This window comes from Streptomyces sp. NPDC055955 (assembly GCF_042270245.1).
Lineage (GTDB): Bacteria > Actinomycetota > Actinomycetes > Streptomycetales > Streptomycetaceae > Streptomyces.
In genome coordinates, this window is record NZ_JBHJYS010000009.1 from 62791 (window position 1) to 78121 (window position 15331).

The window sequence follows — 15331 nt, forward strand, 5'->3', positions numbered from 1 at the left end:
GCCGGGCGTGGGTAGGCTCGGGCGGCATGGAGCATGAGGTGTTCGTTCCGGTTCCGGCGGAGTCGTTGAGGGGCGCGCTGGCGGCCCCCGAGTTGGTGGCGAGGGCGGTGCCCGGACTTCAGCGGGAGGCCTCCGGCGACGGCGGCCGGCTGAAGCTCCGCATCGGCGGCCACACCATCACCTACCGCGGCTCCCTGCGCGTCACCGAGACGGAGACCGGGGCGTTCGCGGTCGAGGGCGACGGCACCGAGGCGCGGGGGACCGGTTCCGTGAAGTTCGCGGTGACGGTACGGGTCGCCGCGGCGTCCGGCGGCTCCCGCGTCACGTTCGTGGCGTCGGGCAGCGGGGACGGCCGGGTCGCCGAACTCCCCGACGACGCCGTGCAGTCCGCGGTACGGCGCCTGCTGACCCGCTTCGCGGAGGCACTCGGCACGGCGGCGGAACCGGGGACGGACCCGGGGGCGGAGGACGTGTCCCGTGCCGAGGACGCCGAGGACACGGAGGACTCCGCCGACGACTCCACCACCGTCTTCGAGACCGAGATCCCGCCGCCCTCGCTCGCCCCTTTCGCGGAGCTGCAACCCGAAGCCGACGAGGCCGGTGAAGACGCCGGGTTCGACGCCGACGTGCCGCCCGCCGAGGCCGCCCACGCGCGCCGCACCATGATCGGCCGCAGCGCCGAGGAGGTCGACCACGCGCCGCCGCGCGGCCGCTACGCCCCGGTGCCCGCGCCCGAGTCCACGACGGCCACCGCCACGCTGCGCTGGGCCGCGCCCGCCGCCGCGGCCGTGGTCGCGTCCGCGATCGTCGTCGGCCGGGTACTGCGCCGCCGGCGCTGATCGAAACGTAAGGTCGGCCCGTGACTACCCAGGAAACGACGCTGACCGCGGGCGACGCGGAAGTGACCGTGCAGCCGGGCAACGGCTGCCGCGTGAGCAGCCTGCGCATCGGCGGCACCGAACTTCTCCGGCAGGGGGATCGGTACGGCTGCTTCCCGATGGTGCCGTGGTGCGGCCGCATCCGGGACGGCAGGTTCCGGGACGGCGGGCAGACGTACCAGATGCCCCTGAACTCGCCGCCCCACGCCATCCACGGCTTCGCCCGCGACGCCGAGTGGACGACCGCCCGCGCGAGCGCCGACGAGGCCGTCTTCACGTACGACCTCGTCGAGCCCTGGCCCAGGCCCGGCCGGGTCACCCAGATGGTGCGCCTCACCGAGGACTCGCTCACGCTGACGCTCGGCATCGAGACGTACGGCGACTCGTTCCCCGCGCAGGCCGGCTGGCACCCCTGGTTCAACCGGACCCTCGACGGCGCCGCCGACGGCGTGCGCATCGACTTCTCCCCGGCCTGGCAGGAGGAGCGCGGCGGCGACCACCTGCCCACCGGCCGGCGGATCGACCGCACGGACGGCCCCTGGGACGACTGCTTCGGCATGCCCGACGGCGTCGACGTGACCCTGACCTGGCCGCAGCGGTTCGAGGTCAAGATCGCGAGCCGGGAGCAGTGGGTCGTCGTCTACGACGAGCAGGAGGCGGCCGTGTGCGTGGAGCCGCAGACCGGCCCGCCGGACGGCCTGAACACGCTGCCGCGCCACGTCACCCCGGTGGACCCTCTGGAGGCGACGACCACCTGGACGTGGCGAGCGCTCTAAGCTCGTAGCCATGACGAACGACGTGCGCGACGCGCTTCTCCAGCAGATCAAGGACAAGGCCGTGGTGCACGGCAAGGTGACGCTCTCCTCCGGTCTGGAGGCGGACTACTACATCGACCTGCGCCGCATCACCCTCGACGGCGAGGCCGCCCCGCTGGTGGGCCAGGTGCTCCTCGACCTGACCGCCGACCTCGACTTCGACGCCGTGGGCGGCCTGACGATGGGCGCCGACCCGGTCGCCGGCGCCATGCTGCACGCGGCCGCCGCCCGGGGCGAGCGCCTCGACGCGTTCGTGGTCCGCAAGGCCGCCAAGGCGCACGGCATGCAGCGCCGTGTCGAGGGCCCGGACATCGAGGGCCGCCGCGTCCTGGTCGTCGAGGACACGTCCACCACCGGCGGCTCCCCGCTCGCCGCGGTCGAGGCCGTGCGCGAGGCCGGTGCCGAGGTCGTCGGCGTCGCCACGATCGTGGACCGCGCGACCGGTGCCGCCGAGAAGATCACCGAGGGCGCCGGGGTCCCGTACCTGTTCGCGTTCGGCAAGGACGAACTGGGCCTCGACTGAGGCCGGTCGAGGGCGGGCCGGACCCAGTACGCCACCAGTACTGGAGCTGTCCGGCAAGTCTGGAAAGATGGGGGCGACGATGACGTCGCCATCCGGGGCCGAACCAGACGTGAGGCCCCAGGTCAGGGTCTGACAGCACACACCCGCACATCCCAAGGAGCGGACACATGCCCATCGCAACCCCCGAGGTCTACGCCGAGATGCTGGACCGGGCGAAGGCCGGCAAGTTCGCCTACCCGGCCATCAACGTGACCTCCTCGCAGACCCTGAACGCTGCGCTGCGCGGCTTCGCGGAGGCCGAGAGCGACGGCATCATCCAGATCTCCACCGGTGGTGCGGAGTTCCTGGGCGGCCAGTACAACAAGGACATGGTGACGGGCGCCGTGGCCCTCGCCGAGTACGCGCACATCATCGCCGAGAAGTACGACGTCACCGTCGCGCTGCACACCGACCACTGCCCCAAGGGCAAGCTGGACGGCTATGTGCGCCCGCTTCTCGACATCTCCGCCGAGCGCGTCAAGGCCGGCCGCAACCCGCTGTTCCAGTCCCACATGTGGGACGGCTCCGCGGAGACCCTCGCCGACAACCTGGCCATCGGCCAGGAGCTGCTCGCGAAGGCCGCCGCCGCGAAGATCATCCTCGAGGTCGAGATCACCCCGACCGGTGGCGAGGAGGACGGCGTCAGCCACGAGATCAACGACGAGCTGTACACGACCGTCGAGGACGCGATCCGCACGGCCGAGGCCCTGGGCCTGGGCGAGAAGGGCCGCTACCTGCTCGCCGCGTCCTTCGGCAACGTGCACGGTGTGTACAAGCCGGGCAACGTCGTCCTGCGTCCGGAGCTCCTCAAGGACCTCCAGGAGGGCGTCGGCGCCAAGTACGGCAAGACCGCCGGGTCGCAGCCGTTCGACTTCGTCTTCCACGGCGGCTCCGGCTCCACCGAGCAGGAGATCGCGACGGCGCTGGAGAACGGCGTCGTGAAGATGAACCTCGACACCGACACCCAGTACGCCTTCACGCGGCCGGTCGCGGACCACATGTTCCGCAACTACGACGGTGTCCTGAAGGTCGACGGCGAGGTCGGCGTGAAGTCGCAGTACGACCCGCGCACCTGGGGCAAGTCCGCCGAGGCGGGCATGGCCAAGCGCGTCTCCGAGGCCTGCGCCAACCTGCGCTCCACGGGCACGAAGCTCAAGTAGGCGCACGAAGCTCAAGCAGGCATGCGAATGCGACGCCGGGGCCCGGCACTCCTCTTCCTGGGGTGCCGGGCCTCCGGCGTCCCCGGAGGGAGATGACTGTGCGCTACGACTTCGACACCCCGGTCGACCGGCGCGGCACCTGGTGCGTCCAGTGGGACGGGGTCGCGGACCGGTTCGCGGTGCCCGATCTGCTGCCGTTCACCATCTCCGACATGGACTTCGCCTGCGCCCCCGAGGTGCTCGCGGCGCTCGGGTCCCGGCTCGCGCACGGTGTGTTCGGCTACACGGACTGGCGGCACGACGACTTCCGCGGCGCGGTACGCGACTGGTTCGCGACCCGGTACGGCACCGAGGTCGACGTCGACGGACTCGTGTACGCCCCGTCCGTGCTCAACCAGGTGTCCCAGCTCCTGCGCATGTGGACGCGGCCCGGCGACGGTGTCGTCCTGCACACCCCCACGTACGACGGGTTCCGCAAGGCGGTCACCGGCCTCGGCCGTGAGATGCGCACCGCCGGTGCCGACGACTGGGCGGGCCTGGAGCGGGAGCTGGCGCGGCCCGACAGCCGGGTGCTGATCCTGTGCTCGCCGCACAACCCGACCGGCAAGGTGTGGACGGACGCCGAGCTGACCCGGATCGCGGACCTCGCCCGGCGCCACGACGTCGCCGTCATCAGCGACGAGATCCACGCCGACCTCACGCACACCGGGCACGTGCACCGCCCGTGGACGCCGTACGGCGAGGGACTGCGCTGGGCGCTCGTCACCTCCGCCACCAAGGCCTTCAACTTCCCCGCGCTGAGCGGGAGCTACGGGTTCGTCGGCGATCCGGACGACCATGCCGAGTTCGTGCGGCGCATGGACACCGCGGAGGGCCTCGCCTCGCCGGCCGTGCTGTCCCTGACCGCGCACATCGCCGCGTACCGCGAGGGCGGGGCGTGGCTGGACGGCGTGCGGGAGTACACGCGCGGGAACCTGGCGATGCTCGCGGAGCGGCTCGGCGCCGCGTTCCCCGAGCTCGGGTGGCGGCCGCCGCAGGCCGGCTATCTCGCCTGGATCGATCTGCGTCCCCTCGGCGTCGACGACGACGCGCTCCAGCGGGAGCTCGTCGAGCGGGAGCGGGTGGCGATCATGCCGGGCGGAACCTACGGCGCGCCCGGATTCCTGCGCCTGAACGTCGGCTGCCCGCGCTCCAAGGCCGAGGCGGGCACGGACGCGCTGATACGGGCGCTGGACAGGCTGATGATCACCGGCATGGAACGCACCGCGGGTCATGGCGCAGACTGGAACCCATGAGCCTTCACGAGAACCTTCTCGGGGGACCGCCCCCGACCATGCTCCCCGACGACCCGGAGCCGCGCGAGCTGCTCGCGAGCGGCACGGCGCCGGCCGATGTCGCCGCGAAGTACCCGACGTCCTCCCTCGCCTGGGCGCGCCTCGCCGACGAGGCGTACGAGCGCGGCAGCGTCGTCGAGTCGTACGCCTACGCTCGTACCGGCTACCACCGGGGCCTCGACGCGCTGCGGCGCAGCGGCTGGAAGGGCCACGGCCCCGTGCCGTGGGAGCACGAGCCGAACCGCGGCTTCCTGCGCGCCCTGCACGCCCTCGCGCGCGCCGCGCAGTCCGTCGGCGAGCAGGAGGAGTACGAGCGCTGCGCGCAGTTCCTCAAGGACTCCTCGCCCGCCGCGGCCCAGACCCTGGGCTAGATTTCCGCGTTTTCGCAGGCCCGCCCGTGACGAGCTGACCGGGCGGGCCTTGCCGTTTCGGGGGACGATTGCGGAGGATGCCCGTGGGGACCGGGGCCCCCGTGCCGGAATCGGCAGGGGCGGACCGCTACCCGGAGTACGTTCAAGGAGACAGCGATGTCCCACGAGGCTCACGAGTCGAACGAGCCAGAGACGCCGTATCTCGACTTTGCGGGGACCACCCCTTACGAGGACTACGTCCAGGCCGACGTCCTCACCCACCTCCAGCACACCCGCTCCGACGACCCCGGAGAGATGGTCTTCCTGGTCACGACCCAGGTGATGGAGCTGTGGTTCACGGTCATCGTCCACGAGTGGGAGACCGCGTCGCGGGCCCTGCGCGCCGACGACGTGCCGACCGCGGTGGCCGCCCTGAAGCGCTCCGTGCGCGAGCTGGACGCGCTGAACGCGTCGTGGCGCCCGCTCGGCCAGCTGACCCCCGCGCAGTTCAACTCCTACCGGGCCGCTCTCGGCGAGGGCTCCGGCTTCCAGTCGGCGATGTACCGGCGCATGGAGTTCCTGCTCGGCGAGAAGTCCTCCTCCATGCTCGTCCCGCACCGGGGCGCGCCGCGGGTCTACGCGGAGCTGGAGAAGGCGCTGGAGGAGCCGAGCCTGTACGACGAGGTGCTGCGGCTGCTCGCCCGCCGCGGCCACGCCGTCCCCGAGACGGTGCTCAAGCGGGACGTGGCGCAGAAGTACGTGCCGTCGCCCGAGGTCGAGGCCGTGTGGACCGCGCTGTACGCCGGTGACGAGGGCGACGAACTCGCCCGCCTCGGCGAGGCCCTCACCGACGTCGCCGAGCTGGTGTGGCGATGGCGCAACGACCATCTGGTGGCGACCCGCAGGGCGATGGGCGCCAAGACGGGCACGGGCGGCTCCGCGGGCGTGGCCTGGCTGGAGAAGCGCGCGCAGAAGAACGTGTTCCCCGAGCTGTGGACAGCGAGGTCCCATGTCTGACGTGACCGCCTCCGACCTGAACGCCCTGGCCGAGAAGGCCCGGGAGCTGGACACCGCCGACGAGCTGGGCAAGCTGCGCGAGCGGTTCGTCCTGGACGACGCCGGCGACACCGTGTACCTCGACGGCAACTCGCTCGGCGCGCTCCCCGCGCATGTGCCGGGGCGCGTCGAGGACGTCGTGCGCCGGCAGTGGGGCGAGCTGCGCATCCGCTCCTGGACCGAGTCGGGCTGGTGGACGGCGCCCGAGCGGATCGGCGACCGGATCGCGCCCCTCGTCGGTGCCGCCGAGGGGCAGATCGTCGTCGGCGACTCGACCAGCGTCAATGTGTTCAAGGCGCTGGTGGGCGCGGTGCGGCTGGCCGGTGAGGGGCGCGACGAGATCCTCGTCGACGCGACGACGTTCCCCACCGACGGGTACATCGCCGAGTCCGCGGCCCGGATGACGGGCTGCACGCTGCGTCCGCTGACCCCCGCGGAGGTCCCGGGCGCGCTCGGCGACCGTACGGCCGCGGTGCTCCTCAACCACGTCGACTACCGCACGGGCCGCCTGCACGACCTGCCCGCGCTGACCGCCGCGGTGCGCCGCGCGGGCGCCGTGTCCGTCTGGGACCTGTGCCACAGCGCGGGCGCGCTGCCGGTCGGGCTCGACGCGCACGGGGTCGACCTCGCGATCGGCTGCACGTACAAGTACCTGAACGGCGGCCCCGGTTCACCCGCGTACCTGTATGTGCGCAGTGATCTCCAGAGCCGCTTCGACTCGCCGCTGCCGGGGTGGAACTCGCACGCCGAGCCGTTCGGGATGCGGCCCTCGTACGAGGCCGGGGACGGGGCGGTGCGGGGCAGGGTCGGCACTCCCGACATCCTGTCCATGCTCGCCCTGGAGGCGGCGCTCGACGTCTGGGACGGGGTGCCGGTGGACGCGGTGCGCGCCAAGTCGCTCGCGCTGACGGACTTCTTCCTGGAGTGCGTCGAGGCGTATGTGCCCGCGGGGCGGGTCGAGTCGGTGACGCCGGCGGCGCACGCCGAGCGGGGCAGTCAGGTGGCGCTGCGCACCGATGACGCCGGGGCCGTCATGGAGCGGCTGATCGCGGCGGGTGTCGTCGGCGACTACCGCGCCCCTGACGTGCTGCGGTTCGGCTTCACCCCGCTGTACCTCGGGTTCGCCGAGGTGGAGCGGGCCGCGCGGGTCCTCGCGGATCAGCTGGCGGCCGCCGCGGCGTAGTGACGCCTCAGGCGGTGTAGACGCCCGCTTCCGCCGCCGCGACGGCGGCGTCGGCGGCCTGGTCCGCGTCGGCTTCGGTCGGCGCGGATCCGGCCGTCAGGAGCTGGTAGTAGAGGGGCGCGGACACGGCGCGCACGACGGCGGCCGGGTCGGTGCCGGGGCTCAACTCGCCGCGTCGCACGGCTTGTTCCACGCACGGAGCCCACTCGGTGACCCGCACCTCGTAGAAGCGGCGCAGGGCCGCCGACGTCTTGCCGTCGCAGGTCGCGGCCGCGATGACGGCCCGGAACAGGGCGCCCTGGCGGGGGTCGGCCAGTGTGCGCCGCACCAGGCGGGCGTTGGCCCGCAGGTCGCCGCGCAGGGTGCCGGTGTCGGTGCGCGGCAGCGACTGCTCGGCCATGTCGGCGAGGAGATCGGCGACGAGTCCCGTGACCGAGCCCCAGCGCCGGTACACCGTGGTCTTGCCGACCTCCGCGCGCCGGGCGACGTCCGCCAGGTCGAGGTGGGCGAAGCCCTGTTCGGCGAGCACGTCACCGGCGGCGTCGAGGACGGCGGCGCGGACCCGTGCCGTGCGCCCGCCGGGGCGGACGGTGCCGGGCTCCGCCTGCACGGCGCCGGGGTCCGAAGGGGCGGCCCCGGGCTCTGCTTGTTCGGGCATACGGCCAGAGTAACGGCACAGGGGAACCGTTTGTCCGGTCACGGTGTGTGTCCGCCCACGTCACCGGCCTGGTAGCGTCCGCATACTTTCCAATTCCGCCGTGACGCTGAGAGGTTGGAGCATGCCGGACGACGACGCCGCCCGCGACGAGGCCGAAGAGGCATCGGCCTTCTCGCACCCCGTGGTCCCGCCCGATGCCACCGCCGCGTATGGGGACCACCCGGACCAGGTCGTCGACTTCTACGCGCCCCGCGATGGCGCGGACTCCGCGCCCCTGGTGGTGGTCCTGCACGGCGGCGCGTGGCGTGCCCCCTACGACCGGCAGCACCTCACGCCGTTCGCCGACTTCCTGGCGCGGCGCGGCTTCGCGGTCGCCAACGTCGAGTACCGGCGCGGGAGTTCACTGCCCCAGCAGGGCGGCACGGGTCCGGTGGCGGGGCGCTGGCCGGAGACGTTCGACGACATCGCCGCCGCCCTCGACGCCCTCCCCCGCCTCGTACGGGACGCGCTGCCGCAGGGTGACCCGCGACGCACCGTCGTTGTGGGGCACTCGGCCGGCGGGCAGCTCGCCCTGTGGGCCGCCGCACGGCATCTGCTGCCCGAGGACGCGCCCTGGCGCACCGCCGCACCCGCACCGCTGCGCGGCGTCGTCGCCCTCGCCCCGATCGCCGACTTCGGGACGGCCCGCGACCTCGACGTCTGCTCCGGCGCACCCGCCCAGTTCCTGGGCGGCGAGGCCGTGTTCGAGGAGCGGCTGCCGTACGCCGACCCCGCCGCGCTCCTGCCCACGGGCATCGCGACGACGCTGGTGCAGGGACGGGCGGACACGACGGTGCCGTACGCGGTCGCGGAGGCCTACGCGGACGCGGCGGCGAAGGCGGGCGAGGTCGTGGGGCTCACGCTCATGGAGGACGTCGGCCACTTCCCGCTGATCGACCCCGCCGCGGACGCGTGCGCCGTGGTGGCGGAGGAGATCGCCCAGCTGGCGTGGTGACGGCGCCCGGCCGCGGCGGGGGCGTGTAGTACCTGCGACGGAGGGCCCAGGACCCTCCTCCCGTGGGACGCCTTCGGGGCGGGCCCCCGCTTACGGTGCTGTACGTGACCGAGACCCAGACCCAGACGATGCCCACGGGGGCCAGGAGCCACAGCCCCGAGTACCGTCTCGCCGCCGGCGCGCTGAGCGGCCTGCGGCAGGACCTGTTCAAGGATCCCTTCGCCTACCGTCCGCTGCCGCCGTGGTCGCCGGACGGCCCGCTGCTCGGGCGGCTGCCGGAGCGGCTGCGCCGCTACGCGGTGTGGACGCCGCACGCCGTGGTCCTGGGCGCCGCCCTGTTCACGCTGCTGATCGCCTTCGCCGTCGGCGACTCGATGGGCGGGGACGTGATCCACGCGCTGTCGGGGTTCGTCCCGGCGCTCGCCGTGGCGATGACGCTGCTCAGGCCGGTCGGGGCGTGGTGGATGTCCCTCGTGTCGACGCCGTTCGTCGCGATCATGGGAGGGGACGGATTCGGCGCCCCGTGGGCGCCCGCCGGGTTCTTCGCGCACCTCGTCGTGATGACCGTGGTCGCGGCCAGGACCCGGCCCCGCACGGCGGCCTGGATGTGGGCGGGCACGGCCGCTTTCGGCTTCTTCGCGTCGGTCCTCTGGTACAGCCTGGACTCGGACACCGGACCGATGCTCTTCGTCTCCGCGCTCGCCCTCCTCGTCACCACGACGGTGCACATCAGGCGCGAGGCGAAGGTGGAGATGACCGCGCAGCGCCAGGTCACGGCGGTGGAGCGGGACAGGCGCACGCTCCTGGAGGAGCGCACGAACATCGCCCGCGAGCTGCACGACGTGGTCGCGCACCACATGTCGGTCGTCGCGATCCAGGCGGAGGCCGCGCCCTACCGCGTGGAGAACCCGCCCCCGGAGCTGGAGCAGGCGTTCGTCACGATCCGCGAGAACGCGGTGGCGGCGCTCACCGAGCTGCGCCGGGTCCTCGGCGTCGTACGGGCGGAGGACTACGAGGCGCCCGACGCCCCGCAGCCGACGCTCGCCGATCTCGGCAGGCTCCTGGAGAACGTGCGGGAGGCCGGGCTCCGGGTCGGGCAGACGGTCACGGGCGCGGTCCGCGACCTGCCTCAGGGTGTCGAGCTGTCGGCGTACCGCATCGTGCAGGAGGCGTTGAGCAACGCGCTGCGGCACGCGCCCGGCGCCGAGGCGCGCGTCGAGGTGGCGTATGTCCTCGGAGGGCTCGGCCTGCGCGTCGTGAACGGCCCGCCGACGGGTCTGGTCAAGCCCTCGCCGGGTGCGGGCCACGGGATCACGGGCATGCGGGAGCGCATCGCGATGCTGAGCGGCGAGATGACGGCGGGCCCCACGGCGGACGGCGGCTACGAGGTGGCGGCGTTCGTGCCGGTGGCCGCGCCCGAGCCCGGGCCGGAGCGCGAAGCGACGACGGCGACGGACGGGTCGGGAGGCCCGGCATGACCATCCGTGTACGGGAACCGGGAGGCCCGGCATGACCATTCGTGTACGGCAACCGGGAGCCCCCGCATGACCAAACGTGTACTGGAACCGGGAGTCCCGGCATGACCATCCGTGTACTGATCGCCGACGACCAGATGATGGTCCGCGAGGGCTTCTCCGTGCTGCTCAACGCGATGCCCGACATCGAGGTCGTCGGCGAGGCGGTCAACGGCCGCGAGGCGATCGCCCGGGTCCGTGAGCTCTCCCCGGACGTCGTGCTCATGGACATCCGCATGCCGGAGCTGAACGGCATCGAGGCCACCCGCGAGATCGCCGCGACGGACGGCAGCGCGAAGGTGCTCGTCCTGACCACCTTCGACCTCGACGAGTACGTCTACCAGGCGCTGCGCGCCGGCGCCTCCGGCTTTCTCCTCAAGGACGCCTCGGCCCGCCAACTGGCCGACGGGGTGAGGGTGGTGGCCCAGGGCGAGGCCCTCCTCGCCCCCTCGGTGACCCGCCGCCTGATCACGGAGTTCTCGAAGCTGTCCGAGATCCCGAAGCTGCCGGCGGTGGCGAACCCGGGGGCGTTCGGTGAGCTGACGGAGCGCGAGACGGAGGTGCTGGTCCTGATCGCCCAGGGCCTGTCGAACGCGGAGATCGCCGAACGGCTGGTCGTCGCCGAGTCGACCATCAAGACCCACGTCAGCCGGGTCCTCGTGAAGCTGGGTCTGCGCGACCGCACCCAGGCAGCGGTCTTCGCGTACGAGGCGCGGCTGGTCAGGCCCGCGTAGGGAAGGTCAGGCCCGGGGGCCGAGGTCGAGCGTCTCGCGGTGCGCGTGCCACCGCGTCATCAGGCCCTTCAGTTCGCTGTCCAGGAACTGCATGAACGCCGCCGTCTCGGCGAGCCGCAGGCCCGCGGGGCTGTCCGGGCCCAGTGACTCCACCCCGTCGCGAAGCACCTTCTCCCAGCGCGCGAGGAGCTGGTCGCGGCGGGTGAACGTCTCGAACCACAGGTCGTTGTGCAGCCGGTAGCGGTCGCGGCGCGAGCCGGGCTCCCGCTCGCGGCCGACCATGCCCGCCTGTGTCAGGTAGCGCACCGCCCCGGACACCGCCGCCGGGCTGATCTGCAGCCGCTCGGAGAGCTCCGCGGAGGTCAGTGCGCTCTCGTCGGAGGCGAGCAGCGAGGCGAAGACGCGGGAGGCCATCCGCTGCATGCCGGCCTCGGTCATCTCCGCGGCGAACCGCTCCACGAAGCGTGACACCGCCGCCTCGCCGTCGGCCTGGTGCGCCCCCGTGCTGCTCTCGCCGTCCTTCGTCGCGCTCATGTCCCGATCATCTCCCCTGGGTGACGTGCAGCCTCAAGTTTATACGCTTCCTTAACTTCACAAGTTTGTGAAAGTAGCGTACGTTCTGAAACATGACGAAGGCAATGACCGTCTCCGGACTGCACAAGTCGTTCGGCAAGACGCATGCTCTGGACGGCCTCGATCTGGACGTCGAGGCCGGCGAGGTGCACGGCTTCCTCGGCCCCAACGGCGCCGGGAAGTCCACCACCATCCGCGTCCTGCTCGGCCTGCTGCGCGCCGACTCCGGCGCGGTGCAGCTGCTCGGCGGCGACCCCTGGGCCGATGCCGTCGCCCTGCACCGCAAAGTCGCGTACGTGCCGGGCGACGTCACGCTGTGGCGCAACCTCAGCGGCGGTGAGGTCATCGACCTCTACGGGCGGCTGAGAGGAGGCCTCGACAAGGCGCGCCGGGCGGACCTGATCGAGCGGTTCGAGCTCGACCCGACCAAGAAGGGCCGCACCTACTCGAAGGGCAACCGGCAAAAGGTCGCCCTGGTCGGCGCGTTCGCGTCCGACGTCGACGTCCTCATCCTCGACGAGCCGACCTCCGGCCTCGACCCGCTGATGGAGGAGGTCTTCCAGGAGTACGTCAAGGAGGCCGCCCGCGAGCGGGGCCAGACCGTGCTGCTGTCGTCGCACATCCTCAGCGAGGTCGAGTCGCTCTGCGACCGGATCAGCATCATCCGCAAGGGCCGTACCGTCGAGTCCGGGTCGCTCAGCGAACTGCGGCACCTGACCCGCACCAGCGTCACCGCCGAACTCGCCTCCGCGCCCGACGGACTGGCCGGGCTCCCCGGCGTGCACGACCTGGACGTCCAGGGCCTGCGCGTCAAGCTCCAGGTCGACAGCGACAAGCTCGACGCGGTGCTCCGCTCACTCACCGGCTCCGGCGTACGGTCGCTCACCAGCACCCCGCCCACACTGGAGGAGCTGTTCCTGCGGCACTACCAGGACGACGGTGCGGACGGGGCCGAGGGCGCCCGCGCCGTCGAAGGGGCGGTGTCGCGATGACCGCCGCCGTGGCCGGCGCGCGATTCGCCCCGCGCGCCGCCGGAGCCCGCCAACTCGCGGGCACGGGAACCCTGTTGAGGCTCGCGCTGCGCCGCGACCGCGTCCTGATCCCCGTCTGGGTAGCCGTCGTTCTCCTGATGGTCCTGTCGATGCCGGGCTCGCTCAAGAGCGTGTACAGCACCGCCGCCGAGCGCGCCGACCTCGCGCAGTCGATGGCCACGAACAGCTCGATGCGCGCCCTGTACGGGCCGGTCTTCGCCGACTCGATCGGCGGACTCACCGCGTGGCGCATCGGGGTCTACGGCGGGCTGTTCGCCGCCGTCATGAGCCTGCTCATCGTCGTACGGCACACCCGGGACGAGGAGGAGAGCGGGCGTCAGGAGCTGGTGTCGTCGGCGATGGTGGGCCGGCGCGCCCCGCTGACCGCCGCGCTGCTCGCGGCGCTCGTCGCCGACGCGGCCACCGCCCTGCTGGTCGCGGGCGGCCTCGCCCCCCAAGGCGGCGGCGGGGCACTGGCGTTGGGGCTCGCGATCGGGGCGACCGGCATGGTGTTCGGCGCGTTGGCGGCGATCGTCGCGCAGCTCACGGAGAGCGCGCGCCTCGCCAAGGGCCTCACGTCGACGGTGCTCGGCCTGGCGTTCGTGCTGCGCGCGGCCGGGGACTCGGGGACCTCGGGGTCCCCCCGGGCGTTCGGTTCCGGGGGAGGTTCGTCGGTCCTGACCTGGCTGTCACCGCTCGGCTGGCTGGAGAACACAAGGGCGTTCGCGGACGAACGCTGGTGGGTGCTGCTCCTGTTCGTGGCGGGCGCCGCCGCGCAGGGGGCGGCCGCGTACGGGCTCGCCGGGCGGCGCGACATCGGGATGAGCTTCCTGCCGAGCCGTCCCGGACCCGCCTCGGGCCGGCTCGGCACGGCGGGCGCGCTCGCCTGGCGGCTCCAGCGCGGCAGCGTGTTCGGGTGGAGCGCCGGGTTCCTGGTCGCCGGCATCGCGTTCGGCGGGATGACGCAGGGCGCGACGGATCTCGTCGGCGACAACCAGAAGACGCGCGACATCATCGAGCGGATGGGCGGCCAGTCCGGCGTCACGGACGCGTTCCTCGCCACGATGGTCGGCATGCTCGGCATGGTCGCCGCGCTCTACGTCGTCTCGTCGGTGCTGCGCCTCGGCGGCGAGGAGACCTCACAGCGCGCCGAGCCGGTCCTCGCGGCCGCGGTCGGCCGGCTGCGGTGGGCGGCGGGCCATCTGGTCATCGCGTTCGGCGGAGCCGCGCTGATCATGGTGCTGGGCGGCCTCGGCCTCGGGATCGGCTACGGCAAGGACTTCGGCCCCGTCCTGGGCGCCTGCCTCACGCAGCTCGCCGCGATCTGGGTCATCGGCGGCCTCGCCGTGCTGCTGTTCGGGGTGTTCCCGCGTGCGGCGCTCGCGGCCTGGGCCGTCGCGGGCATCGCCCTCCTGATCGGCTGGATCGGCCCGGCGTTCGAGCTCCCGCAGCCGGTCATGAACCTCTCCCCCTTCGGCCACCTGCCGAAGCTGCCGGGCGGTGAGATGGCGTGGACCCCCGTCCTGACCCTGCTGGCGATCGCGGCGGCCCTTGTCGCGGCCGGCCTGACGGGCCTGCGCCGCCGGGACCTGTCGAACTGACCGGCACGTCACTTCGGCAGTGTCAGCCCCCACGCACCCGCCCGTACCGTCCACGTGCGGGTGCGTACGGGGCCGCCCACCACCTGGTCCGCGCGATAGCGGAAGTCCGGCCCCGACACCGTCACCGACCGCGCGAGGACCCGCAGGGGCCCCGCCTCCGCGCCCACCGAGGACGGTCGCACCTCGACGCTGGCCCGGCCCGCGGTGTCCGGGGCCACGCTCACGCCCTCGACCGGCCGGTCCAGATCGACCAGCGTCACCCCGTCCGCCTCGACCCGCAGCCGCTGCGGCCCCGGCGCGGGCGCCGTCAGGCGCGGCGGTCGCGCGGCGAGCGTGCGGACGAGGGACTGGCAGGTGCGCAGCCAGTGATGCGCGGGATCGGAGCCCAGTGCCGCCGGATGTGCCACGGGAGGGATCCGCAGATCCCCGAGCACCACCCCGTCGGAGTCGTCGACGAGCAGATCGAGCCGCCGCTCGACCCCTTCCAGGGCCGCCCGCGCCCCCGCCACCGCGTCGGTCGGCACGCCGAGGGAGCGCGCCAGCGAGAGACTCGCCCCGACCGGGACGAACGAGAGAACGGAACCCGCCAGCTCGCGCTCGCGGTGCAGCAGGGCCACCGCGCGCAGCAGCGCCCGGTCGTCCCCGATCACCACCGGCCGCCGGGAACCTCTTCTGACCAGCGCCTTCGCGAATTCCTCCGGCCCGTCCGGCAGGCACACCTTCACCGTCGCACCGGCGCCGAGCACGTCCTTCGCGATGCGTACCGACTCGCCGTCCGCACGCCGGGCGACCGGATCGACGACCACCAGTAGCTGGTCAAAAGCCGCCACCTCGGTCCTGCCTCGCTTCCTCGGGTAGCATCTTGGTGCAAGAGCCCCTTGCGCTATT

The 15331-nt window shown here is 72.9% G+C and carries 16 protein-coding genes; 13 read left to right on the plus strand and 3 right to left on the minus strand.

All coding sequences use genetic code 11. The features are described 5' to 3' along the window. Positions 1 to 26 precede the first annotated feature (26 nt). From ACFC96_RS19590 to kynU, 8 genes are all read left to right on the plus strand, one after another. Complete coding sequence (locus ACFC96_RS19590; RefSeq protein ID WP_376613323.1) at positions 27 to 839, plus strand: SRPBCC domain-containing protein; 813 nt, start codon at positions 27 to 29, stop codon at positions 837 to 839. Between the two features lie 20 nt (positions 840 to 859). Beyond that, the gene (locus ACFC96_RS19595) at positions 860 to 1654 is read left to right on the plus strand and encodes an aldose 1-epimerase (RefSeq protein WP_376613325.1); all 795 of its coding nucleotides are present in this window, start codon (positions 860 to 862) and stop codon (positions 1652 to 1654) included. 10 nt (positions 1655 to 1664) lie between these two features. After that, entirely contained in the window at positions 1665 to 2216 is a 552-nt protein-coding gene (gene pyrE, locus ACFC96_RS19600) for an orotate phosphoribosyltransferase (RefSeq protein ID WP_376255655.1), read from the plus strand. 167 nt (positions 2217 to 2383) lie between these two features. Continuing rightward, positions 2384 to 3415 carry a class II fructose-bisphosphate aldolase gene (gene fbaA / locus ACFC96_RS19605; protein ID WP_376255657.1) on the plus strand — a complete coding sequence of 344 codons (1032 nt, stop codon included), beginning with the start codon at positions 2384 to 2386 and terminating at the stop codon, positions 3413 to 3415. Between the two features lie 92 nt (positions 3416 to 3507). Next, the gene (locus ACFC96_RS19610; RefSeq protein WP_376255659.1) at positions 3508 to 4710 is read left to right on the plus strand and encodes a MalY/PatB family protein; all 1203 of its coding nucleotides are present in this window, start codon (positions 3508 to 3510) and stop codon (positions 4708 to 4710) included. Then, positions 4707 to 5120, plus strand: coding sequence for a DUF3151 domain-containing protein (locus ACFC96_RS19615; protein ID WP_376255661.1), 414 nt, complete (start codon positions 4707 to 4709; stop codon positions 5118 to 5120). The genes ACFC96_RS19610 and ACFC96_RS19615 overlap by 4 nt, the downstream gene beginning before the upstream one ends. Before the next feature lie 156 nt (positions 5121 to 5276). Continuing rightward, a complete protein-coding gene (locus ACFC96_RS19620) occupies positions 5277 to 6116 on the plus strand; it encodes a tryptophan 2,3-dioxygenase family protein (protein WP_376613327.1) in 840 nt (279 codons plus the stop codon). Then, positions 6109 to 7338, plus strand: a complete 1230-nt coding sequence (kynU, locus tag ACFC96_RS19625; protein ID WP_376613329.1) for a kynureninase — start codon at positions 6109 to 6111, stop codon at positions 7336 to 7338. Before ACFC96_RS19620 ends, kynU begins: the two co-directional genes overlap by 8 nt. A 7-nt stretch (positions 7339 to 7345) precedes the next feature. Here kynU and ACFC96_RS19630 read toward each other — a convergent pair whose 3' ends face one another. Then, positions 7346 to 7996 (minus strand): TetR/AcrR family transcriptional regulator, encoded by a 651-nt coding sequence (locus ACFC96_RS19630; RefSeq protein ID WP_376255667.1) that lies wholly within the window; start codon positions 7994 to 7996, stop codon positions 7346 to 7348. 121 nt (positions 7997 to 8117) lie between these two features. Here ACFC96_RS19630 and ACFC96_RS19635 point away from each other — a divergent pair, with 121 nt between their 5' ends. From ACFC96_RS19635 to ACFC96_RS19645, 3 genes are all read left to right on the plus strand, one after another. Next, the gene (locus ACFC96_RS19635; protein ID WP_376613331.1) at positions 8118 to 8990 is read left to right on the plus strand and encodes an alpha/beta hydrolase; all 873 of its coding nucleotides are present in this window, start codon (positions 8118 to 8120) and stop codon (positions 8988 to 8990) included. A gap of 104 nt (positions 8991 to 9094) precedes the next feature. Beyond that, positions 9095 to 10468: a sensor histidine kinase gene (locus tag ACFC96_RS19640; RefSeq protein ID WP_376613333.1), complete on the plus strand. Its 1374-nt coding sequence runs from the start codon at positions 9095 to 9097 to the stop codon at positions 10466 to 10468. A 101-nt stretch (positions 10469 to 10569) separates the two neighbouring features. Then, positions 10570 to 11238, plus strand: coding sequence for a response regulator (locus tag ACFC96_RS19645; protein ID WP_376255673.1), 669 nt, complete (start codon positions 10570 to 10572; stop codon positions 11236 to 11238). Between the two features lie 6 nt (positions 11239 to 11244). Here the strand turns inward: ACFC96_RS19645 and ACFC96_RS19650 are convergent, their stop codons facing one another. Next, entirely contained in the window at positions 11245 to 11772 is a 528-nt protein-coding gene (locus ACFC96_RS19650; RefSeq protein WP_376613335.1) for a GbsR/MarR family transcriptional regulator, read from the minus strand. Between the two features lie 92 nt (positions 11773 to 11864). Between ACFC96_RS19650 and ACFC96_RS19655 the strand changes: the two genes are divergently transcribed. Both ACFC96_RS19655 and ACFC96_RS19660 read left to right on the plus strand, forming a co-directional pair. Then, complete coding sequence (locus tag ACFC96_RS19655) at positions 11865 to 12803, plus strand: ATP-binding cassette domain-containing protein (RefSeq protein ID WP_376613337.1); 939 nt, start codon at positions 11865 to 11867, stop codon at positions 12801 to 12803. Beyond that, the gene (locus tag ACFC96_RS19660; RefSeq protein ID WP_376613339.1) at positions 12800 to 14443 is read left to right on the plus strand and encodes an ABC transporter permease; all 1644 of its coding nucleotides are present in this window, start codon (positions 12800 to 12802) and stop codon (positions 14441 to 14443) included. The genes ACFC96_RS19655 and ACFC96_RS19660 overlap by 4 nt, the downstream gene beginning before the upstream one ends. A gap of 8 nt (positions 14444 to 14451) precedes the next feature. Here ACFC96_RS19660 and ACFC96_RS19665 read toward each other — a convergent pair whose 3' ends face one another. Then, positions 14452 to 15273 (minus strand): diacylglycerol kinase, encoded by an 822-nt coding sequence (locus tag ACFC96_RS19665; RefSeq protein WP_376255678.1) that lies wholly within the window; start codon positions 15271 to 15273, stop codon positions 14452 to 14454. Between the last annotated feature and the right edge of the window lie 58 nt (positions 15274 to 15331).

Bases quoted from the DNA above. Each gene is read 5' to 3' on its own strand.
- ACFC96_RS19650 (WP_376613335.1), bottom strand. From the start codon at position 11,772: ATGAGCGCGACGAAGGACGGCGAGAGCAGCACGGGGGCGCACCAGGCC.
- fbaA (WP_376255657.1), top strand. From the start codon at position 2,384: ATGCCCATCGCAACCCCCGAGGTCTACGCCGAGATGCTGGACCGGGCG.
- ACFC96_RS19610 (WP_376255659.1), top strand. From the start codon at position 3,508: ATGACTGTGCGCTACGACTTCGACACCCCGGTCGACCGGCGCGGCACC.
- pyrE (WP_376255655.1), top strand. From the start codon at position 1,665: ATGACGAACGACGTGCGCGACGCGCTTCTCCAGCAGATCAAGGACAAG.
- kynU (WP_376613329.1), top strand. From the start codon at position 6,109: ATGTCTGACGTGACCGCCTCCGACCTGAACGCCCTGGCCGAGAAGGCC.
- ACFC96_RS19630 (WP_376255667.1), bottom strand. From the start codon at position 7,996: ATGCCCGAACAAGCAGAGCCCGGGGCCGCCCCTTCGGACCCCGGCGCC.
- ACFC96_RS19615 (WP_376255661.1), top strand. From the start codon at position 4,707: ATGAGCCTTCACGAGAACCTTCTCGGGGGACCGCCCCCGACCATGCTC.
- ACFC96_RS19620 (WP_376613327.1), top strand. From the start codon at position 5,277: ATGTCCCACGAGGCTCACGAGTCGAACGAGCCAGAGACGCCGTATCTC.
- ACFC96_RS19590 (WP_376613323.1), top strand. From the start codon at position 27: ATGGAGCATGAGGTGTTCGTTCCGGTTCCGGCGGAGTCGTTGAGGGGC.
- ACFC96_RS19655 (WP_376613337.1), top strand. From the start codon at position 11,865: ATGACGAAGGCAATGACCGTCTCCGGACTGCACAAGTCGTTCGGCAAG.
- ACFC96_RS19645 (WP_376255673.1), top strand. From the start codon at position 10,570: ATGACCATCCGTGTACTGATCGCCGACGACCAGATGATGGTCCGCGAG.
- ACFC96_RS19635 (WP_376613331.1), top strand. From the start codon at position 8,118: ATGCCGGACGACGACGCCGCCCGCGACGAGGCCGAAGAGGCATCGGCC.
- ACFC96_RS19660 (WP_376613339.1), top strand. From the start codon at position 12,800: ATGACCGCCGCCGTGGCCGGCGCGCGATTCGCCCCGCGCGCCGCCGGA.